The sequence below is a fragment of the Nocardia brevicatena NBRC 12119 genome (assembly GCF_000308495.1).
Taxonomy (GTDB): domain Bacteria; phylum Actinomycetota; class Actinomycetes; order Mycobacteriales; family Mycobacteriaceae; genus Nocardia; species Nocardia brevicatena.
The window spans coordinates 138166-159107 of record NZ_BAFU01000070.1; the positions used below are offsets into that span (position 1 = coordinate 138166).

Below are 20942 nucleotides of genomic sequence, written 5' to 3' on the forward strand. Positions count from 1 at the left end.
ATGTCCTTACCGGGAGATCGGGAAAGTCAGGGGAAGGCCGAGACGCCGGTCTCGGCCCGGCCGATGAGCAGCGGGGCCGCGGCGCAGTCGGTGGAGATTTCGGCGATCATGTCCTGGATGAGTTGGAAGGAGGCCGGCGGACGACCGAACTGCCGACGCCGGCCACTGTAGTCGACGGCCGCTTCCGAACGGCCCTGGATGATGCCGGTGCACCCGGCGCCCACCGAGACCCCGCCCCTTGTCCGAGACCCCGCCCCTTGTCGGGGGCTGCATCGCGATCTCGAAGCCCTCGCCGTCCGCACCGAGCAGCGCATCGGCCGAGATACACACGTCCAGGCCATCCTGGCAATAACTTGCACAATCGAGCCCATACCGATATTCAGATGCCGGTTTCGGTCGGTGCCGCGAAGAACATCTCGAGCTCGTCGGCCAGTCCGGCCATCTGTTCTCCGGCTTCCAAGGGAAACGAGATGCTCACGGCCCACTGTTCCTGGTACAAGGCGTAATCGATACGCCGTGCGGACCAGGTCAACCAGACTTTGCCTCCAGAGTGATGCGTCGCCGTCAATGTCAGGTCATTTTCCATCGAGCGCCAGAATCGTTCACCGTCCCAACCGGTGAAGTCGTCGGCGAGCTCGCGAACAAACCGATCCAGTCCGTCGCCGTTCGAGGTCGTGATGGCAAAGGCGGCGGCGAGGGCTTCCGCGGCGATCTCGACGGCGTAGGCACCTATGTCCTCGTCGTGCCGGTCATATCCGTGGATACGTAAGCTGCGTCCGGGGTCCACATCGGTCAATACGATCTCCGCCACGGATGTCACTGTGCCAGAGTGTGCTTGTCTCACACTTCGAATATTCGCGCAGACGCGTATCGAGAACCTCCACCGAGACCGATGATCGCGCGTACTCCCGTACGGCGAGGCCGAGCTCGACATGAACACCCGTCCGGCTCTCGGCGAGTGAGGCACCCGAGCCGGCCATCCGGGGTGCATGACAGGGCGACGGTCATGCACCCCGGGTTCGCGGAATGTGGCACGCAAGTCGTCGACGATGAGGTCGGGTTCTTCCATGGTGGCGAAGTGGCCGCCACAGTCGATAGCGTCCTCGGGCCTGTCGGCGGAGTCGGTCCGGTCCGTGGACCGTTCGACGATCCAGGCCAGTTGCCCCACCGGTGAATCGGCGAGCGCGTAGGACAGCGTTCGAGGGCGAGTCGCCTGCACCATCGCGTATGCGCCGAGCTCGTACTGGACGCGGCGAGCCGGTTCGACGGCACGCTGTTCGGCTGGGTCGTCCACGGTCGGCATCCCGAGCAGCACGACTCACCCGGCCGGCCAGGACGCCTTGGGCCGTATCGCATAAGCGGCGGGGGTTCTACCGCGTCGAGGGGTCAGCGGGAGAAGGTCACATGGATCGTTCCGCTCGATGCGACCTCGCTCTCGACCTGGTAGCCTCTTTCCAGCTCGCGCAGGTCGTCCCACAATCGGATGCCACGGCCGAGCAGGATCGGTGCGATCGCGACATGCAGCCGGTCGACGACACCCGCGGCCAGATACTCTCGCACCACGGACACGCCGCCGCCGATGCGAACATCGAGGTCCCCCGCGGCCTTCACTGCCAGGGCGAGCGTTTCCTCCGGCGTGGTCCGGACGAAATGGAATGTGGTCCCGCCCTCCATATCCAGCGTCGGTCGCTGCTCATGGGTGAGCACGAAGACGGGGACACCGAACGGCGGGTTCGGGCCCCACCAACCTTTCCAGTCCGGGTCACCGGGGTGGGCGTGCAGGCCGAACATACCGGCGCCCATGATCTCGGCGCCGACGCCCTCGAGGTACGCCGCGGCGTACTCGTCGTCCATGCCTGTCGTGCCTTCGCCGGATGTGTCGCCCAGGACACGCTCCCGGAAGGTCCGGGTCGCCACGTAGGTCGCGACCAGGCGGTTCCAGTCCTTGCCCATCGGATCTTCCGGCGTCTGATCGGTGGTGGTCGCGTACCCGTCGAGGGAGATGTTCAGATCGACCCGAACCTTGCCCATTTACCGCTCCTCCAAGTGATTGTGAAATGCAATCACTAAGGTAAGCGGGGCGTTGTGGCGTGTCAAGGAGAAGCTGCGGGCCCGTGGGGAACCCATGCGCGCGGAGGGGGTGCCGGTCATCGAAGAACTCATGCGGGAACTGCGCGTAGGGCGCCTCGACTCCGCGCCACTCGGCGCAGACAGCGGAAGCGACCGATACCGGACGACCTCTACTGTTGCATTCCCACCGGCCGGCGGCGCACCGAGCGTGGACAACTCCTTTTCAGCGCCGCCGAGGGTGGCGTCAGCCGAGTTGACGACGAGCCGCTGCGGCGAGCCAGTCTTCGTAGCGCCTCATGCTCCACCCGCTCTGCAGTACGAGTTGCTGGTGGCTCTCGGGCGACCAGAGGAAGGACAACCCGTCGGCAGCGGTCTCGACATCCGTCTCGGGGCAGGCGAGTCCGCGGTCGATCAACATACCCACCACGCTCCGATAGTCCTTTTTGCGGCGCGCGAGCAGTCCGTCCAGTGCGTCCGCGACGGCGGTATCCGCATTGGCGGCGCTCAGAAACTCCGTCCACAGCACGCTCGTACGAGCGTTGGCGGCGGCGACGAAGCCGACGGCCGCCTTCAAGAAGCTGTCGTCTTCGGCGATACCCGCGATCTCGACGGCGGCATCGCTGCCGGACAGAGGTTCGTCCCCCTCGGCTCCGGCGAACGCCTGCTCGAAGGCGCCCAACAGCAGGTTGCGCTTGGGGCCGTTCGCTTTCACGGTCTCGGTGGAAACCCCGGCACGGGTCCCGATGTCGGCCAGCGAGGTACCGCTGTAGCCGTTTTCGACGAAGCAGGCCGCGGCGGCCTCGAGCACACGCCGACGGGTCGCCGCGGCCTGTTCGGCGCGCAAGGCGGATCGATAGTTCCGGGTGGCGGTCTTCTCGGGCATTACCCTCCTATTTGACTAACCTATTAGGGTAGTGAATACTTCGTCGGTGTTATCAATCTTACCTCGCTCCGCACCCGGAAGACCTGCCCATGATTTCCGTTCTCCTCACCGCCACACCCGTGCGCGGCCACGTCACCCCGCTACTCGCCGTCGCGGAGGCCCTGATCGCCGCGGGTGACCGCGTGCGCTTCCTCACCGGCGCACGCTACCGCGACGACGTACTCGCCACCGGTGCCGATTTCCTGCCGCTTCCGGCCGAGGCCGACTACGACGATCGCGATATGGACGCCGCCTTCCCGGGCCGTCGGGGGCTCACCGGGCCCACGGGCATCCGCTACGACATGGTCGAGATCTTTCTCCGTCCGGTGCCCGCACAACTCCGCGCGGTCCGCGAGGCCCTCGCCGCCGAGCCGACGGACGCCGTTCTCGCCGAGTCCATGTTCGCCGCCGCCGCGGTGCTGAGCGGCGTCCCTCGGTCGCAGCGGCCGCTGCTGGTGAATCTCGGCATCATGCCGCTCGCGCTGAAGCACCCGGATGTCGCACCGTTCGGGCTCGGCATCAAACCGATGCCCGGACTGCTCGGCCGACTGCGCAACGCCGTGCTCACCACCGCCGCAGAGAAGGCGGTGTTCGCACCGGTGCAGCGCTACGCGGACGAGATCGCGCGTGCCGAGACCGGCCACGGACTGAAACGGTTCTTCCTCGACTGGCCGGCCGGAGCCGACCACCTCGTGCAGTTCACCGTCCCGGAGTTCGAGTACGTGCGCTCCGGCCTGCCCGACACCGTCCACTTCGTCGGGCCGGTGGCCCGGTCACGACCGTCGACGACACCGGTGCCCGAATGGTGGGACGATCTCGGCAGCGGCCGCCCTGTCGTGCACGTGACTCAGGGCACGGTCGCCACCAGTGACTGGAGTCTCATCGAACCCACTGTGCGCGCGCTCGCCCGGGACGACGTCACGGTCGTGATCAGCACCGGCGGAAGACCACTCGACACCCTGCCCCGCGACCTGCCCGGCAACATTCGCGTCGCCGACTTCCTGCCGTACGACCGACTACTGCCGCTCACCGATGTCTTCGTCACCAACGGCGGCTACGGCGGTGTGCACTACGCCCTCGAGCACGGCGTGCCGATCGTGGTCGCGGGCCGCACCGAGGACAAGACCGAGGTCAGCGCGCGGGTGGCCTGGTCCGGAGTCGGCATCGACCTGCGTACCGATACGCCGTCGCCCAAACAGGTCGGGGCCGCGGTGCGCACCCTGCTGACCGACGACCGCTATCGCTTGCGCGCCGCCGCGATCGGCGACGCGATCCGCAGATCACCCGGACCGGAGGCCGTCCACGGCATCATCGCCGACGCCCTGCACGCCACGACGCCGCAGCACACCTGACCGGTCGCACCACAGCCGGCCCATCACCACTTTCGCCTGCGCGACTGCCGGCCGATACCGGGCCCGCTTCGGTGTCGGCTCCCACCACCGCCGGGCAGCCGCCGTGCGCAGGTGACTCCGTTCGGAACTCGATGGCCTCGTCGAGCTCGAACTCCGCACGTCCCTGCCCCGAGGAAAGCATTTCCGCGCGATGATCCGGCGTCAGACCCAGGTGGTCGAACACGGCGTCACGAAGATCTCGATTCCTCCACGGTTTGCCGTCGCTCAACACCTCCAACACCGGAGTGAGGAATCCGTGCTACCTCTTACCGGAGAGCCGAGCCCGGGCGCGGTATCAGGGCGTGGTGGCGCGCAGTTCGACACAGCATTCGCCCGGCCTCGGGTCGAGCACGGCCTGTACGGCGTCGGCGCCGAGGCCGGCGAGGAGGCCCGAGCAGAATTCGTGGTTGAGCCCGCACACCAGTTCCGGCTCGCGGCCGGCCAAGGGGTGGAAGGGGCAGTTACGCAACCGGACCCGGGTCGGTTGCGGGCGGTCGGGTTCGAAGCCGAACTCGGCGAGCATGGCATAGACCAAGGTCAGCGCGCGTTCGGCACCTAGCCTGCCCGGACGTAGGCGCTCCCGCTCGGTCTTGCCGAGCTCCTCGCCGCGGTGTTGCGCGACCCGGCTCGCGGATTGGCGGGCGGTTTCCCCGTCGCGTTCGTCCAGTACCGCGCCCATCAGGATCTCCGCCAACACCTCGTAACGGCGTTCGGGAATGCTGACCCGCACGTCGGCCTCGGTCGGCTCGTACACCTTGGGGGTGCGCCCGACCCTGCGCACGCCCGCCGGCGCCTCGTAGCGGGCACGCAGCAGTCCGGCCTCGACGAGTTTGTCGAGGTGGAAGGCGGCGAGTTTCCGTGAGATTCCCACGTGTGCGGCGGCCTCGTCGCGGGTAATCGGTCGGCGCGACCGACGGATGAACCAGTACATGCCGCGCCGGGACTCGTCGTCGAGGGCGGCGAGGGCGCCGACCGCTGTGTCATTACTGGTCACCCGATCACAATAACGCCTAATGAATCAGGCGCAATAGACCGGATGACGCAACTACATGCGAGACCTTGACCACACCACACAATTACGCAAAGATCCTTTGGTGTAATTGCCGACCACCGGGGAGGTTGTCGTGACGAGCGATCCGCAGCGAGGCAAGCAGCCGGTCAGCGCCGCGCTGGCGGGACCGTACGGGCATCCGTTCCACCCGATCCTGGTCACCGTCCCGATCGGAACGTGGGTGGCGAGCTTCGTCTTCGACCTGGCCTCCCACGTGGTCGACGACCCGGATTTCCTGGCCCGGGGCGCGCTGTGGCTGATCGCGCTCGGAGTGTTGGGCGCGCTGGCCGCGGCCGCGATCGGGATGCTGGACCTGCTCGCCATCCCCACCGGTACGCCGGCGTTCCGAACCGGACTGATCCATATGAGCCTGAACCTGACCGTGGTCATCGCCTTCGCGATCGGGTTCCTGTGGCGGCGCGCCGGTGCGGGTCCGCACGGCGCCGTGGGCTGGGGTCCGCTCCTGCTGAGCGCGGTATCCCTGCTGGTGCTCGCGATGTCGGGCTACCTCGGCGGCAAACTCGCCTATCACTACGGGGTCCGGGTCGCCGACGAGGCGACCCAGGCGACCGGTTTCCGGCGCCGACCCCTTCATCCCTCTTCGCAAAGGAGCACATCATGGGCATCGCGGCCCTGATCCTGTGGTTGGTGACCGCCGGCGGCGGTTTCGTCATGCTCGGCACCTGGATCGCCAAAGGCGGTGCGCGCCAACCCAGCGACACCCATCTGCCGCCACCGGTGCTGTTCGGCCACTTTCTCCTGGCCGCGGCCGGACTGATCATCTGGATCGTCTACCTCGCCATCGGCGGCAGCGCACTGGCATGGGTGGCGTTCGGGCTGTTGATCCCGGTCGCCCTACTCGGTTTCTTCATGCTGACACGCTGGATACCGGTCTACCGGGCCCGCGCCGCCGCGGCACGGCCGACCACGGCCGGCGCGGCCGACGGCGGACCGGCCGAACGGCATTTCCCCGTGGCCCTCGTCGCCGGGCACGGCCTGCTCGCGGTCGTCACGGTCATCCTGGTGCTGCTGACCGCGCTCGGTGTAGGCGGGAACTGACACCGATGGCGAGTCAGCCGGCCCTCCGCGTCATCCATCAACCCAGCACCAGCGTCGACCTGACCGTTGCCGAGAGCGCCGCCCATCAATTCCTCGGCGCACTCGGCATCGACCTCGACGACGAACATCTGCGCGCCACCCCCGGCCGGATGGCGCGCGCCTACGCCGAGATGTTCACACCCCGCCCCTTCGATCTGACCACCTTCCCCAACGAGGAAGGCTACGACGAACTCGTCCTGGCCCGGCGCATCCCACTGCGTTCGGTGTGCGAACACCACCTGCTGCCCTTCGTCGGAGTCGCCCATGTGGGCTATCTCCCCGATGAACGCATCCTCGGACTGTCCAAACTCGCCCGCATCGTCGAACACTTCTCCCACAGGCCCCAAGTCCAGGAACGCCTCACCAAACAGGTCGCCGACTGGCTGTCCGAACACCTGCGACCGCGCGGGGTCGGCGTGGTCATCGAAGCCGAACACACCTGCATGACCGGGCGCCACCACCGTCACCTCGACCCTGCTCGGCACCCTGCGCGCCGATGCCCGATCTCGCCAGGAGTTCTTCGCCCTCACCGGGCTCACCCCATAACCGGAGCGGACCATGGAATCACTCGCGATATGAGGGCTCCACCGTTGGAACGGTGAAATATTCGCATCGGTCGGTGCATATCCGGCCTCACGTCTTGGATATGTGCCGGTTCAGGCGGAGTCGCGGCGGCCGAGTTCGTACAGCACCGTCGACGACACACTGATCTCGAAGCGCCGGCCAAGGCAACCGGGAGGCGGTTGGGACGCCTCGGCCCGCTGGGCAACGAACGATGCCGCTGATCGTGGGCGATCGTTCGGCCGAGCGGGTCGACCGAGGGCCTTCCGGAGGTGATTCGCCCCTCGTGTCGATCGAGGTGGCACCACGGATGACCAAGCGGCTCGCACTGGCCGGCGTGGTAGGACCACGTGCACCGAGGACAGGTTTGCCCGGCAGGCGGATTCGTCTCCGGGTGCCGAAAATCCCTCCGTAACCCCAGGTTCCACGTACCCGGCTCTACCTGCGCTCGTCGTGTCCGGACCGTCGGCAGGTTCTATCCCCGTACCTCACCCGCGAAAGGCGCGAAATGGGCAAACGTTCAGCGTGTTCCGGTTATTCTGCGTGCGCATCGAAGATTTCGGCGGCATCACACCGCCCGCCCGACTCGAACTCTCGCACCACAGGCCAGTACCGCCCCGGCGGCTCGGTCCCGCCATATCAGCACGATTTCGAGCACAGAAGGAACAATGTTCAGAGTCTTCGCTATAGGCACACTCACCACCGCGCTCGTGTACGGCGTCGCACTCACCGCCAACGCCGCTCCGGGCCCCGGATCGTTGTCCCCGGAGGTCAATACGGCCATACCCGACAACGCCGTCAACCCCAACCCGGCCGACGACTCCGTCACCCAACGGCCGTGGATCGACCGAAAGTTCCTCCACGCCGGCCTCTTCGACGATGAACCCTACGCGGTGCAGGACGCGGCGATCAGGCTCGCCCGCGCCCAGTGCGCCTACCTCGACGCGGTGGGCAACACATCGCACAACCACCTGTACCTTGCCGAAGGCTCGCGGAAATTCGTCGAATACCCGTATCTGTTCCTGGAAGCCGCGATCGACTCCTACTGTCCGCACAACCGGCTCTGAATACAGCGGACGGCGCCCCCGAAACCCAGAGGGCGCCGTCCGCTGTCATGGAGTTCAGTGCCGGCGGCGACTCTTCGGTCCTCGCTGCTGCGGCTTGCTCTGCGCCCGGGCCGCCTCGCGGCGTTCCCGGCGGGTTCCCTGCTGCGCAGCGCCGGAGCCGTATTCCTGGGCGTCGCTGCGCACTTCGGCGTGACCGCCCTCGTCCGGTCCGGAATAGCTCAGGCCACGCGGGCCGCCATGGTCGATACCGCGGGCACGCAACGGCGCGGGAGCCGCGGGGCCGCCGGGGACCGGCGGCTGCGGCGGGACCGGGCGGCCGCCGGCCATCGCGCCCACCGGGGAGCGCAGGCCCGGATCGACCGGCATCCCCTCCGGCTGCGGCTGCTGTTGCACCTCGACCTGCAGGTTGAACAGCATGCTCACCGACTCCTCCTTCAGGCCGTCGAGCATCGCCATGAACATGTCGAAGCCCTCACGCTGATACTCCACCAGCGGATCCCGCTGCGCCATGGCGCGCAGGCCGATACCTTCCTTGAGGTAGTCCATCTCGTAGAGATGTTCCCGCCACTTCCGGTCGAGCACCGACAGCAGTATCTGACGCTCCAGGGTGCGCATACTGCCCTCGCCGGCGAGACCGTCGATCTCCGCCTCACGCTTGGCGTAGGCGTCGTGGGCGTCGTCGAGCAGAATCTGCAGCAGTTCCTCGCGGGTCAGATCGCCGGGCTCGCCGATCCCGGACTCACCGGTGAGGTCGCGGTAATCGACGGTCACCGGGTACAGGCTTCTCAGCGCGGTCCACAGTTGGTCGAGATCCCAGTCCTCCACATAGCCGTCGGCGGTGGCGGCATCGACGTAGGCGGTGATCACGTCCGTGATCATCTCCTGGACCTGGCCCTCCATATCCTCGCCGCGCAGGATCCGGTTGCGCTCGCTGTAGATGACGGTGCGCTGCTGGTTCATCACCTCGTCGTATTTGAGCACGTTCTTGCGGATCTCGAAGTTCTGCTGCTCGACCTGCGTCTGCGCGCTCTTGATGGCCCGCGACACCATCTTCGCCTCGATCGGCATATCGTCGGGCAGGTTCAGCCGGACCATGATCGACTCCAGGGCGGCGCCGTTGAAGCGGCGCATCAACTCGTCGCCGAGCGACAGGTAGAAGCGGGATTCGCCCGGGTCGCCCTGGCGGCCCGCACGACCGCGCAACTGGTTGTCGATACGGCGCGATTCGTGCCGTTCGGTGCCGAGCACGTACAGGCCGCCCGCCTCGCGCACCCGCTCGGCGTCGGCGGCGGTGCGGGCCTTCGCCTGTTCCAGCGTCGGCAGCCAGGCGGCCTGATACTCCTCCGGGGTCTCCACCGGGTCCAGGCCCTGTTTGCGCAGCTCGATATCGGTGATGATGTCGGGGTTGCCGCCGAGCACCACGTCGGTACCGCGACCGGCCATATTCGTCGCGACGGTCACCGCGCCGGGGCGGCCGGCCTCGGCGATGATCTCGGCTTCCTTCTCGTGGAACTTCGCGTTCAGCACCGTATGTGGGACACCGCGCTTGGTGAACTGCTTGGACAGATACTCCGAGCGCTCCACGCTGGTGGTGCCGATCAGCACCGGCTGGCCCTTCTCGTGCCGTTCCACCACATCGTCGACCACGGCCGCGAACTTGGCCTCCTCGGTCTTGTAGATGAGGTCGGCCTGGTCCTGCCGGACCATCGGCCGGTTCGTCGGGATGGGCATCACGCCCAGTTTGTAGATCTGGTGCAGCTCGGCCGCCTCGGTCTCGGCGGTACCGGTCATACCGGACAGCTTCTCGTAGAGGCGGAAATAGTTCTGCAGGGTGATGGTGGCCAGGGTCTGGTTCTCCGGCTGGATCTCCACCCCCTCCTTGGCCTCGATCGCCTGGTGCATGCCCTCGTTGTAGCGGCGGCCCACCAGGATGCGACCGGTGAACTCGTCGACGATGATGACTTCGCCGTTGCGGACGATGTAGTCCTTGTCGCGCTGGTAGAGCTCCTTGGCCTTGATGGCGTTGTTCAGGTAGCTCACCAGCGGCGAGTTGGCGGCCTCGTACAGGTTGTCGATGCCGAGCTGGTCCTCGACGAACTCCACACCCGCCTCGTGCACACCGATGGTGCGCTTCTTGATGTCGACCTCGTAGTGCACGTCCTTCTTCAGCAGCGGCGCGATCCGGGCGAACTCGGCGTACCACTTGCTGGAGGCATCGGCGGGACCGGAGATGATGAGCGGGGTGCGGGCCTCGTCGATGAGGATGGAGTCCACCTCGTCTACCACGGCGAAGTTGTGCCCGCGCTGGACCAGATCCTCCAGCGAGTGGGTCATATTGTCGCGCAGGTAGTCGAAGCCGAACTCGTTGTTGGTGCCGTAGGTGATATCGGCGTGGTAGGCGGCCCGACGCTGCGCCGGGGTCATCCCGGACAGGATCGCGCCGACGTCCAGGCCGAGGAACCGGTGCACGCGGCCCATCCACTCGGAGTCGCGTTTGGCCAGGTAGTCGTTGGTTGTGACGATATGCACACCGTCGCCGCCGATGGCGTTGAGATAGGCGGGCAGCACCGAGGTGAGGGTTTTGCCCTCACCGGTCTTCATCTCGGCGATATTGCCCAGGTGCAGGGCGGCACCACCCATGATCTGCACCTTGTAATGCTTCTGGTTCAGCACCCGCCAGGACGCCTCCCGCGCCACCGCGAATGCCTCGAGCAGCAGGTCATCGAGGGTTTCACCGTCGGCGTAGCGGGCCTTGAACTCCTCGGTCTTGGCCCGCAGCTCGGCATCGGTGAAATCTTCGTAGTCCGGCTCGAGCGCAAGCACCTCGTCCGCGAGATGGGCGAGGCGCTTGACCATGCGGCCCTCACCAATCCGAAGCAACCTCGTCAGTGTCAGCGCAGGCACGGGTTTCGTCAGTCCTCTGGTCGGCGTCGTCTCATGGTGAACCATCCGGCTCCGGCGATCCCGCGGACACGGGACCGGCACCGAAGTCGCAGCTCGTTTCATGGTAGTGCGGCTCCCATGGTAGGCGTATCTCCGCCTATGTCCCGGACGTGCGAGCCGACGGCGAACCGCGGTCGGATTCCACCCGGCGCGCCTGTCCTGCCCGCGTCCCGGCAGTTCTCGGTCCCGGATGGACCGTTCGAGGGCATTCCCCAGGCGCCACGGTGACGCACCACACTGTCCCGAGGTGAACCGCAAGTGGTCTCTACACGAAGCCCGTGCCTGTCGTGCCCGTCATCGGTCCGTCCCCTCTCCCGGCACCGGAATCGCCGTCGACCCGGTGTATGGCCCGGCTTAGCGGCGGAACGGCGCCGACAGGGGCACAATGGGCGGCAGTCGGCAGTGGAAGGAGCAGCGAACAGGTGATCACCAGGTTGACACCGCAGGACGCGTCCTTCTTCCGCATGGAATCGAGCAGCAATCCGATGCATATCGGCTCGCTCTTCATCCTCGACAATTCCACCGACTCCGACTCCGACGGCAACGGGCCCACGCTGGACTACACCGGGCTGGTCGATCTGGTCGATTCCCGGCTGTCGCTGGTGCCGCGGTATCGGCGGAAGGTCCGCGAGATACCGCTGTCGCTGGGCCGGCCGGTCTGGGTCGAGGACAGTCGATTCGATATCACCTATCACATCCGCCGCTCCGCGCTCCCCGAGCCGGGCAGCGAGGAGCAGCTGCACGAACTCGTCGCCCGGCTGGCCTCGCGCCCCCTGGACGCGAGCCGCCCGCTGTGGGAAATGTACCTGATCGAAGGGCTGTCCGAGGGCCGCTGCGCCGTGTACACCAGAACCCATTCGGCGCTGGTCGACGGCGAGACCGCGTTGGATATCGGACACGTCATCCTGGACGGGCGCGACTCCCCGCGCCCGGTCGCCCACGATTCCTGGCACCCGCAGAAGGAACCCAGCGATACCGATCTGCTGTTGGGCGCTTTGAGCGATCTGGCCGGCCGGCCCGGCGCGGCGTTCGAGGTGCTGCGCGAGGCCCGCCACAATGCCACCGGCCTGGTCGGCGCGGCCGAGCGGACCTTGGACACGGTGGTCACGGCCGTGCGCTCCACGGTGGGGGGCGCCCCGTACAGCCCGCTCAACAAACCCACGTCCCGCCAGCGCCGGTTCGCGGTGGCCTCGACCTCGCTGGCCGACTACCGCGCCGTGCACCAGCACACCGGCTGCCCCATCAACGATGTGATCCTCGCCGTCGTCACCGGCGCGCTGCGCGACTGGCTGATGTCACGTGATACCGCGCTGGTCGAATCGACCGTGCTGCGCGCGGTGGTGCCGATGTCGGTGTATGCCGGGGGCGACACCGACGGACGCATCATGCCCAACGAGGTGACACCGTTTCTGGTAGACCTGCCGGTGGGCGAACCGAACCCGGTGATGCGGCTGTCCCATATCGCACACGCCATGGAGGAGCAGAGCCGGCATCGCCGCGCGGTACGTGCCCGCACCCTGGTGCATCTGACGGGCTTCGCGCCGGCCAGCCTGCACGCGGCGAGTGTGCGGGCGGCGAGCACCTTCGCGGACCGAACGTTCAACCTGGTGATCACCAATACCCCGGGGCCGCAGACACCGATGTATATCGGCGGCGCGCGGATGCTGGAGATGTACCCGGTGTCGCCACTGCTGCGCAACCAGGCGTCGAGTATCGGGATCACGTCCTACGACGGGCGGGTCTACTACGGTCTCAATGCCGACCGCGAGGCGATGGCGGATATAGCCGTATTGGCCGCCCTGATACCGGAGTCCATGGAGGAGATACTCGGTGCCTGCCTCTGAGCGCACGACCATGCGGGTGTATGTGCCCGCCACCCTGCCGATGTTGCGCGAGTTGGTGACCGAACGGAAGCTGCACGCCGTCGGCGACACCGCCTTCGCACTCACCCCCGCCCTACGGGAGGCGTACGCCTCGGGCGACGACGAGGAACTCTCCGAGGTCGCCATGGCCGAGGCCGCCCGTGCCGTGCTGCGACTATTGGCCACCGATCGGGAGACGACCGCGGATTCCCCGGACGAGCCGGAGGAGACCGCCGGCCCGGCCGGCGTCCCCGACGACGGGACCCCCGACGACGGAAGTGACGCGGTTCCGCGGCGTGACATCTACGCCGGCGGTCCCATCTACCGCCGGGCGGTGATCGCCGTCGACGTCACCGACGCCACCCTGCGGCCCGATCTGGACGACGCGGTGGTCAAATTGTCCGGTCCCATCTCCTATGAGCGGGTGGCATCGGTACACGTGGATCTCGCCGACGCCGAGCCGGCGGTGGCGAAGGCCGTCGATGTGATCGACGCCGCGGACCTCGGCGATCCGGATGCCGAGTTCATCCTCGGCGACGCCGAGGACCATCAGTTGGCCTGGTACGCCGCCCAGGAACTGCCGTTCCTGCTCGACCTGCTCTGACCTCGGATACCGGCGGCGGCGCCTCGTGTGTGTCCGGTGCTTTCCCCGGTGAACCTACGATGCCGTAACCTTGTCGCGAGTAGCGTCGACGTCGGCGTGGAAACAGGGAGACGAGCAGGGGAATGGGCAGGAAACGGAACGGGATCTCGGTGCGTGGCGTGCGGGAATGGTTGGAGGCGCCCGCGGCGTCGGTGGCCGATCGTGGCGGCCGGCTGAATGTGCTACGCGGTGCGGTGGCCCGGGCGACCACCCCGCTGTTGCCCGATGACTACCTGCATCTGGCGAATCCACTGTGGTCGGCCCGGGAACTGCGCGGACGCGTGGTGGACGTGCGCAAGGAGACCGCCGACTCGGCCACCCTGGTGATCAAACCGGGCTGGGGTTTCGACTTCCGGTATCAGCCGGGCCAGTACATCGGCATCGGTGTCCTGGTCGACGGACGCTGGCACTGGCGGTCGTACTCGCTGACCTGTCCCCCGGACTGGACCGACGAACGCTACGGCAGGAAGGTCATCTCCATCGCGGTCAAGGCCATGCCGGAGGGGTTCCTGTCCAGCCACCTGGTCAATGGGGTGCGTCCCGGGACCATTGTGCGGCTGGCCGCACCGCAGGGCGGATTCGTGCTGCCCTCACCCCCGCCGCCCAGGGTGCTGTTTCTCACCGCCGGCTCGGGGATCACGCCGGTCATGTCGATGCTGCGGGCCATGGACCGCCGCGACACGGTCACCGATGTGGTGCACATCCACTCCGCCCGCACCGCCGACGACGTGATGTTCCGCGCGGAACTGAACGACCTGCACGAACGGCATCCGAGTTTCGTCTCGCATATCCATCTCACCGCCGAGCACGACAAGTTCCGGCTCGCCGGCCTGGACGAGCTCTACCCCGACTGGCGCGAGCGGCAGACCTGGGCCTGCGGCCCCCTGGGCATGCTCGACGAGATCGAGAAGCATTGGCGCGATGCCGGACTCGGCAGCCGGTTGCACGTGGAGCGGTTCGAGCTGGAGCGCTCGGAGATCGGTGAGGGGGGCACGGTCACCTTCGCCAAGACCGGTCGCAGCGCCACCGTCGACGGTGCCACGAGTTTGCTGGAGGCCGGTGAGTCGGCCGGTGTGCAGATGCCGTTCGGTTGCCGGATGGGCATCTGCCAGACCTGCGTGGTGTCCATCACCGCCGGGCACGCACGAGACCTGCGCAACGGCGCCGAACGCCGGGAAGGCGAAAAGTTGCAGACCTGCGTCTCGGCGGCGGCGGGCGATTGCACGCTGGACGTATGACATCCGACGGCCACCCGGTCGACACGTTTGCCCGGTAGGCTCGGAGGTAATCCGAGAGCAGCTCGCCGGGTCGTACCGAATGCCGGGGCCTGCCGCTGCCCGGGCCGACGGGACTTGTGCCGCTTCGGATACTCCCGAGTCCCGTATTCCGCACAGAGCATTTCGCCGACAGAAGGGACGCCGGTGGCCATCACCGACATCAGAGCGTTTGCCCACCTCACCGATGCCGATGTAGAGACGCTGGGGCGGGAACTCGATACCATCCGCCGTTCGGTGGAGGCGTCCCTCGGCGAGCGCGACGCGCGCTATATCCGGCGCACCATCGCCGCGCAGCGCGTACTCGAACTGACGGGACGGGCGATTCTCTTCGGTAGCCGCAAGCGGTGGGCCTGGCTGACCGGGACGACGCTGCTGTCGGTCGCCAAGATCATCGAGAATATGGAGCTCGGGCACAACATCAGCCACGGCCAGTGGGACTGGATGAACGATCCGGAGATCCACTCCGGCACCTGGGAGTGGGATATGACCGGCCCCTCGGCGCAGTGGCGGCGGGCGCACAACTACTCCCATCACACCTACACCAATGTGCTGGGCAAGGACGAGGACCTCGGGTTCGGCATCCTGCGCATGACCCGTGACGAGCAGTGGCGGCCCCTGCACCTGTTGCAGCCGCTGGCGAATCTGGTTCTGGCGGCGACCTTCGAGTGGGGCATCGCGCTGCACGACTGGAGCATCGAGAAGCAGTTCGCGGGTGTTCCGCGCCGGCAGCTCGGCTCGGAGCCGAACAGACAGTTCGCCCGCAAGGTCGGCCGTCAGGTGGCCAAGGACTTCCTGATCTACCCGGCGCTCACCGGGCCGGCGTTCATGTCCACCCTGAAGGCCAACGCCACCGCGAACCTGATCCGCAACCTCTGGGCCTACGCGGTGATCTTCTGCGGCCACTTCCCCGACGGCGCCGAGAAGTTCACCATCGAACAGCTCGAGAACGAAACCCAGGGCGAGTGGTATCTGCGCCAGATGCTGGGCAGCGCCAACTTCGAGGCCGGACCCGCCATGGCCTTCATGAGCGGCAACCTCTGCTACCAGATCGAGCACCACCTGTTCCCCGACCTGCCCAGCAACCGGTACCCGGAGATTGCCGCGCGGGTGCGGGAACTGTGCGACAAATACGATCTGCCCTACACCACCGGTTCGCTGGGCAAGCAGTATCTGCTCGCCTTCCGCACCATTCACAAGCTCGCACTGCCCGACCGGTTCCTGCGCCGCACCGCCGACGACGCCCCGGAGACCTCGTCGGAGCGCAAATTCGCCGCCCTCGCGGAATGGGCCGGCTCGGAACACCGGCCCTGGGGCGTCGACCCGGAGACGGGGCAGCGGCGCGGACTGCGCTCGGCACTGCACGAGGCGAAGACCGCCTTGCGGGAGAAGGCCCGTCAGGAGAAGGAGTACCTCCGCGAGGCCAAACAGGCCTTGAAAGAGAAGGCACGGCAGGAGAAGGAACTGCGCAGACTTCGGCGCCGTCGCCGCGACAACGTGGCACCGTTCGCCGCCGGCCACAACCGACCGGGTCCGGTGGTCTCGCACTGACGGCGTCAGGCCCGCAACCTTCGGCACGGTAACGGTGGCAGGCTTCCGCAAAAGTGGCGCTCGATGGTCACCATTGCCCCGGACCCCGCCGCCACGGCAGCGAATCGGCGGGGCATATCGAGACTCGTGGTCAGGCATCTTCACCATCCCGTGAGGGCCTGGTACACACAGCACCACCGGACGCACCGCGACGGAATCGATGTTCATTCGACAAGGCGCTCGACACCGCGCACCCGACAGCGGATGGCGATCGATGGCGTGGAAATCGACGGTAGGACCTGTGGGTGGGGTGCGGGAGCGGTTCCTCCGGCCAGGGAGCGATAGGTGGGCGCGGGGGTCCACCGTGCGGCCGACGTCGTCGGCGGCCTACCGACGGCCGTTGTCGGGGGCGGAACATCCGATACGGAAGGCTATGCCCGGCGGCAGCGGCGATTAAGCGCCGTAAACGACATCTTCTGCACTATTCTGCGGGCTCGCTGAGACAAGCTCACCGATATGCCGGGCGCCGGAGCTTCCCATGAGGGCATTGCCGTGGATACAGCGCATCGTCGTTCACGGCGTGGTCGCGGTGCCGATATTCCTCGCCCCCATATCCGGCCGCCTACAATTCGCGCATATTCTGAGCGGAGATGATCCGCACCCGGTGCAATCCGGTTGACTACCGCCCCTTTTATCCAGGTCTCGACCTTCCCGGGATCACGCTCGGCAAGTATCACCTTTACTACCTCACCGCAATAGGGGGTAGGACACATTTCTCGGCCGTGTCAGAGCAACCTACGGTGACGTAACTTACGGTAGGGTAGCCCGCATGGCGATCTCGGATGTCAAGGAATATGCGCATCTCACCGCGGCAGATGTGGAAGCGCTCGGTGCGGAGTTCGACGCGATCCGTCGGGAGATCGAGTCCTCGCGCGGCGAGCGGGACGCCCGCTATATCCGCAATGTGATCCGGTTACAGCGCGCCCTGGAAATCAGTGGCCGCGCCGTGCTTTTCGCCAGTTTCGTGCCCCCGGCCTGGTTCGCCGGCGTAGCCCTGCTGGGCACCGCCAAGATCATCGAGAACATGGAGATCGGGCACAATGTGATGCACGGGCAGTGGGACTGGATGAACGACCCGGAAGTCCACTCCAGCCACTGGGAATGGGATAACGCGGGTCCGGCCAAACACTGGAAACACACCCACAACTACCTGCATCACAAGTACACCAATGTGCTCGGGATGGACGACGATATCGGCTACGGTCTGCTGCGGGTAACCCGCGACCAGCACTGGAAGCCGTTCAACCTGGGTAATCCGCTCTACAACCTGATCCTGCAGTCGCTGTTCGAATACGGTGTCGCAATCCAGCATCTGGAACTCGGCAAACTCGCCGCGGGCCGGTACCAGCCGGGCACCCCGGAGCACGCCGAGTTCGAGCGCAAACGCGGCGAGGTGCTGGCCAAGATCAAGAAGCAGACGCTCAAGGACTATGTGATCTTCCCGCTGCTCACCGGTCCCGCGTTCTTCCACACCCTGACCGCGAATATCGCGGCGAATATCGTCCGGAACGTGTGGTCCAATGCTGTGATCTTCTGCGGCCACTTTCCCGACGGCGCAGAGAAATTCACCAAGGCCGATATCGACAACGAGAACCAGGCGGAGTGGTATCTGCGTCAGATGCTGGGCAGCGCCAATATCTCCGGTGGGCGCCTCATGCATTTCATGACCGGCAACCTCAGCCACCAGATCGAACACCACCTGTTCCCCGATCTGCCGAGCAATCGGTACGCCGAGATCGCGGTGAAGGTACGCGCACTGTGCGATAAATACGATCTGCCCTACACCACCGGTTCGCTGCCGGTGCAGTATTTCAAGGCATGGCGGACCATCCTGAAACTGTCACTGCCGAACAAGTATCTGCGCGCCACCACCGACGACGCCCCGGAAACCGCCTCCGAACGCAGGTTCGGCGGTAGGACGACCTCCGGCGTGGACCCCGTCACCGGCCGCCGCCGCGGACTGCGCACCGCCCTCGCCGAACGCCGGCGTCGGTTCGCGCGACGGGCTCCGGCAATCGGCTAGCTACATTCGACAACACCCGGACGAACGGTGGCCGATCGCGCTGGCCACCGTTCGGTCACGGGCCGGGCGGATCGGCCCGGACACTTCGGTACCCGTGGTTCACTGGCATCTGTGTGTGCCCCGGAAATGAATGTCTACGAAGCAATCCGGACCCGTCGGGACGTGCGGGCGGAATTCAGCGGAAAGATCGTCGACGACGCCGTTCTGCTGCGAATTCTGGAGGCCGCGCATCGGGCGCCGAGTGTCGGGAACTCACAGCCGTGGGATTTCGTCGTGGTGCGCAACCCGAGGACGCTGCGAACCTTCGCGAAACATGTGGCGGACAAACGCCGCGAATTCGCCGACTCGCTGCCGCCGGATCAGGCCGCCGTATTCGATCCGATCAAGATCGAAGGTATCGAGCTGAGCGGCACCGGCGTCGTTGTCACCCATGACGACTCCCGTGGCGGGCCGCATGTGCTCGGGCGGGCCACGGTCCCCGAAACCGGGCTCTACTCCACGATTCTCGCGATTCAGAATCTCTGGCTGGCCGCCACCGCGGAGAGGGTCGGCGTCGGCTGGGTATCGTTCTACGATCCACCGGTGCTGTCCGAGCTGATCGGCCTGCCCGCCGATATCCGGCCCGTGGCGTGGCTGTGCGTGGGTCCCGTAATGGAATTCCAGCAGGTCCCCGACCTGGAACGGTTCGGATGGCGGAATCGGCGGCCGATCGGCGACGCGGTGCACTACGAGGTCTACCAGGGTTGACACCGACGGGCGCACCGGAGAATCGGTCAGGCCCCTACACAACACGCCGGCCGGCGCCCACACGCGCCGGCCGGCGGTGACGACAGGTCAGGCCAGTCTGATCAGCCCGTAATCGAAGGCATGACGTCGGTACACCACCGACGGACTGTCCGTTTCCTTGTCCTGGAACAAGAAGAAGTCGTGGCCGACGAGCTCCATCTGATACAACGCATCGTCCACGGTCATCGGCGTCGCCGGATGAACCTTGGTGCGCACGACATGGCCGGGGCCTTCGTACTCCTCGTAGGACGAGGTCTCCTGGCGGGAATGATCATGGGCTTCGGCGCCCTGGTCGAACAGGGTGTCGTCCACCAGCTCGGCCGTGGCCTCGGCGACCGAGACCGGGGTCTTCTCCCCATAGTGCACCCGGCGGCGATCCTTGGTCCGGCGCAGCCTGCTCTCCAGCTTGTCGGTTACCGATTCGAAGGCGGCATAGAAACTGTCCGCGCAGGCCTCGGCCCGGACCACCGGTCCCCTACCGCGTGCCGTGATCTCCACTCGCTGACAGTTCTTGCGTTGTCGACGATTCCGTTCATGGAACAGCTCGACGTCGAACAAGAAGATCGAGGGATCGAAGCGCTCCAGTCGCGACAATTTATCCGAAACATAGATTCGGAAATGGTCGGGCACCTCGACGTTACGGCCCTTGACCACGGTATCCGCGCGGGTCTCGCGGAGCCGATCCGTGGCTTGTTCGAGCTGATCGTCCAGCTGCATGGTGTCTGCATTACGCACTGAAGGTCGTGAAGAAATCGTCACGCGCACCTCCTGGATCTGGCCGCACACTCAGAGCGCGTGCGGCGGGTTTGATCGGTACCGGCCAAGCGGCTGCACCCAAGAGCCGGCCGGCACTAGTTGTCCAGGCCCACCTCCAAACTCCCCGTTCGGGTGTGTGTCCGCGACGCTAGTACGCCGAACGTCGCTTCGCCACTGTTCACGCAAATTTTCCGAAGTCAAGTCGCACAGGACACCAGCACTCCATCGACATAGGTTCCGACACGAGACAGGGCGTGTATCGAAACAGTCGCGGTGGTTCCGGTCGTCAAGACATCGTCGACCAGCACGACCTGGGTATTTGCCGGCTTACGCGGTATCGCAGCGGCGATGACACGTCCCTGTAGATTGTGCCGGCGCCGCTGTGCGGGCAACCCGGCCGAATCGCGGACTCCCCACCACAGACGCAGACTCGGCACCACCTGGCAACCACCCAGACAACCGGGGTCCAACCGCCGCGCCGCCGCGCGCGCCATCCGCAGCACCGGGTCACCGCCGCGCCGGCGCGCCGCCGCCGAACGGGACGGCGCCGGAATCAGCACCAGCGGACGGTCGAGCGCACACAGCCGGGCCAGGCCGTTCGCCAGCGCCGCCCCGAGCGGATCGGCCAGATCACGGCGCCCGCGTTCCTTGGCCGACAACACCGCCTGCCGAGCCGGGCCGCCGTAGCGGCTCAACGCCCAGCACGGGACCCCCGGATCGATCCGCGGCCGCACCCGCAGCGGCGGACCCGCCAGGCTCTCCGCACATTCCCCACACCATCCGGTCCCGGGCCGGCCACAGCCGCCGCAGAGCACCGGCAGCACCAGATCGAGCAATGTCCGCATCGCCCGAGTGTGCCCGCGCGCACCGACACAACCATCCCTCGGCAGCACCGGCGAACGGCA

Annotated in this window: 19 protein-coding genes and 1 pseudogene; 11 read left to right on the forward strand and 9 right to left on the reverse strand. The window is 66.6% G+C overall.

The window, feature by feature from the left end:
- Nucleotides 1–26 precede the first annotated feature (26 nt).
- The 4 genes from ON20_RS19685 to ON20_RS19700 all read right to left on the reverse strand — a co-directional run bounded on the left by ON20_RS19685 (nt 27) and on the right by ON20_RS19700 (nt 2953).
- The gene (locus tag ON20_RS19685) at nt 27–224 is read right to left on the reverse strand and encodes an acyl-CoA dehydrogenase family protein (RefSeq protein WP_040837491.1); all 198 of its coding nucleotides are present in this window, start codon (nt 222–224) and stop codon (nt 27–29) included.
- 155 nt (nt 225–379) lie between these two features.
- A complete protein-coding gene (locus ON20_RS36555; protein ID WP_218002569.1) occupies nt 380–820 on the reverse strand; it encodes a DUF6228 family protein in 441 nt (146 codons plus the stop codon).
- 566 nt (nt 821–1386) lie between these two features.
- Nucleotides 1387–2031 (reverse strand): dihydrofolate reductase family protein, encoded by a 645-nt coding sequence (locus tag ON20_RS19695; RefSeq protein WP_040837493.1) that lies wholly within the window; start codon nt 2029–2031, stop codon nt 1387–1389.
- 283 nt (nt 2032–2314) lie between these two features.
- Nucleotides 2315–2953, reverse strand: a complete 639-nt coding sequence (locus ON20_RS19700; RefSeq protein WP_040837495.1) for a TetR/AcrR family transcriptional regulator — start codon at nt 2951–2953, stop codon at nt 2315–2317.
- A gap of 89 nt (nt 2954–3042) precedes the next feature.
- Between ON20_RS19700 and ON20_RS19705 the strand changes: the two genes are divergently transcribed.
- On the forward strand, nt 3043–4344 hold the full coding sequence (locus tag ON20_RS19705; protein ID WP_040837497.1) for a glycosyltransferase: 1302 nt from the start codon (nt 3043–3045) through the stop codon (nt 4342–4344).
- Here the strand turns inward: ON20_RS19705 and ON20_RS34645 are convergent.
- Nucleotides 4301–4624 carry a winged helix-turn-helix domain-containing protein gene (locus ON20_RS34645; RefSeq protein WP_083865072.1) on the reverse strand — a complete coding sequence of 108 codons (324 nt, stop codon included), beginning with the start codon at nt 4622–4624 and terminating at the stop codon, nt 4301–4303. The two genes, ON20_RS19705 and ON20_RS34645, sit on opposite strands and share 44 nt — an antisense overlap.
- Before the next feature lie 54 nt (nt 4625–4678).
- Nucleotides 4679–5377 carry a helix-turn-helix transcriptional regulator gene (locus ON20_RS19710; protein ID WP_040837499.1) on the reverse strand — a complete coding sequence of 233 codons (699 nt, stop codon included), beginning with the start codon at nt 5375–5377 and terminating at the stop codon, nt 4679–4681.
- A gap of 130 nt (nt 5378–5507) precedes the next feature.
- Here ON20_RS19710 and ON20_RS19715 point away from each other — a divergent pair, with 130 nt between their 5' ends.
- The 4 genes and pseudogenes from ON20_RS19715 (at nt 5508) to ON20_RS19730 (ending at nt 8160) form a co-directional block, all read left to right on the forward strand.
- Nucleotides 5508–6071 (forward strand): DUF2231 domain-containing protein, encoded by a 564-nt coding sequence (locus tag ON20_RS19715; protein WP_051162874.1) that lies wholly within the window; start codon nt 5508–5510, stop codon nt 6069–6071.
- Entirely contained in the window at nt 6053–6493 is a 441-nt protein-coding gene (locus ON20_RS19720; RefSeq protein WP_040837500.1) for a hypothetical protein, read from the forward strand. The genes ON20_RS19715 and ON20_RS19720 overlap by 19 nt, the downstream gene beginning before the upstream one ends.
- Nucleotides 6494–6498: 5 nt before the next feature.
- Nucleotides 6499–7078: pseudogene (folE, locus tag ON20_RS19725) on the forward strand (GTP cyclohydrolase I).
- 683 nt (nt 7079–7761) lie between these two features.
- Nucleotides 7762–8160, forward strand: coding sequence for a DUF732 domain-containing protein (locus tag ON20_RS19730; RefSeq protein ID WP_040837502.1), 399 nt, complete (start codon nt 7762–7764; stop codon nt 8158–8160).
- 54 nt (nt 8161–8214) lie between these two features.
- Here the strand turns inward: ON20_RS19730 and secA are convergent, their stop codons facing one another.
- Nucleotides 8215–11064 carry a preprotein translocase subunit SecA gene (secA, locus tag ON20_RS19735; RefSeq protein ID WP_040837503.1) on the reverse strand — a complete coding sequence of 950 codons (2850 nt, stop codon included), beginning with the start codon at nt 11062–11064 and terminating at the stop codon, nt 8215–8217.
- A gap of 461 nt (nt 11065–11525) precedes the next feature.
- Between secA and ON20_RS19740 the strand changes: the two genes are divergently transcribed.
- The 6 genes from ON20_RS19740 to bluB all read left to right on the forward strand — a co-directional run bounded on the left by ON20_RS19740 (nt 11526) and on the right by bluB (nt 19242).
- On the forward strand, nt 11526–12947 hold the full coding sequence (locus ON20_RS19740; RefSeq protein WP_040837505.1) for a WS/DGAT/MGAT family O-acyltransferase: 1422 nt from the start codon (nt 11526–11528) through the stop codon (nt 12945–12947).
- A gap of 10 nt (nt 12948–12957) precedes the next feature.
- Nucleotides 12958–13569, forward strand: coding sequence for a DUF6912 family protein (locus ON20_RS19745; RefSeq protein WP_040837506.1), 612 nt, complete (start codon nt 12958–12960; stop codon nt 13567–13569).
- Nucleotides 13570–13691: 122 nt separating this feature from the next.
- Complete coding sequence (locus ON20_RS19750; RefSeq protein WP_040837508.1) at nt 13692–14846, forward strand: ferredoxin reductase; 1155 nt, start codon at nt 13692–13694, stop codon at nt 14844–14846.
- 183 nt (nt 14847–15029) lie between these two features.
- Nucleotides 15030–16433, forward strand: coding sequence for a fatty acid desaturase family protein (locus ON20_RS19755; RefSeq protein WP_051162877.1), 1404 nt, complete (start codon nt 15030–15032; stop codon nt 16431–16433).
- Between the two features lie 808 nt (nt 16434–17241).
- The gene (locus ON20_RS19760) at nt 17242–18495 is read left to right on the forward strand and encodes a fatty acid desaturase family protein (RefSeq protein WP_040837510.1); all 1254 of its coding nucleotides are present in this window, start codon (nt 17242–17244) and stop codon (nt 18493–18495) included.
- A 126-nt stretch (nt 18496–18621) separates the two neighbouring features.
- Nucleotides 18622–19242, forward strand: coding sequence for a 5,6-dimethylbenzimidazole synthase (gene bluB / locus ON20_RS19765; RefSeq protein ID WP_040837780.1), 621 nt, complete (start codon nt 18622–18624; stop codon nt 19240–19242).
- 87 nt (nt 19243–19329) lie between these two features.
- Here the strand turns inward: bluB and hpf are convergent, their stop codons facing one another.
- Nucleotides 19330–19998 carry a ribosome hibernation-promoting factor, HPF/YfiA family gene (hpf, locus tag ON20_RS19770; RefSeq protein WP_040837511.1) on the reverse strand — a complete coding sequence of 223 codons (669 nt, stop codon included), beginning with the start codon at nt 19996–19998 and terminating at the stop codon, nt 19330–19332.
- Between the two features lie 236 nt (nt 19999–20234).
- A complete protein-coding gene (locus ON20_RS19775) occupies nt 20235–20882 on the reverse strand; it encodes a ComF family protein (RefSeq protein ID WP_040837512.1) in 648 nt (215 codons plus the stop codon).
- Nucleotides 20883–20942 lie beyond the last annotated feature (60 nt).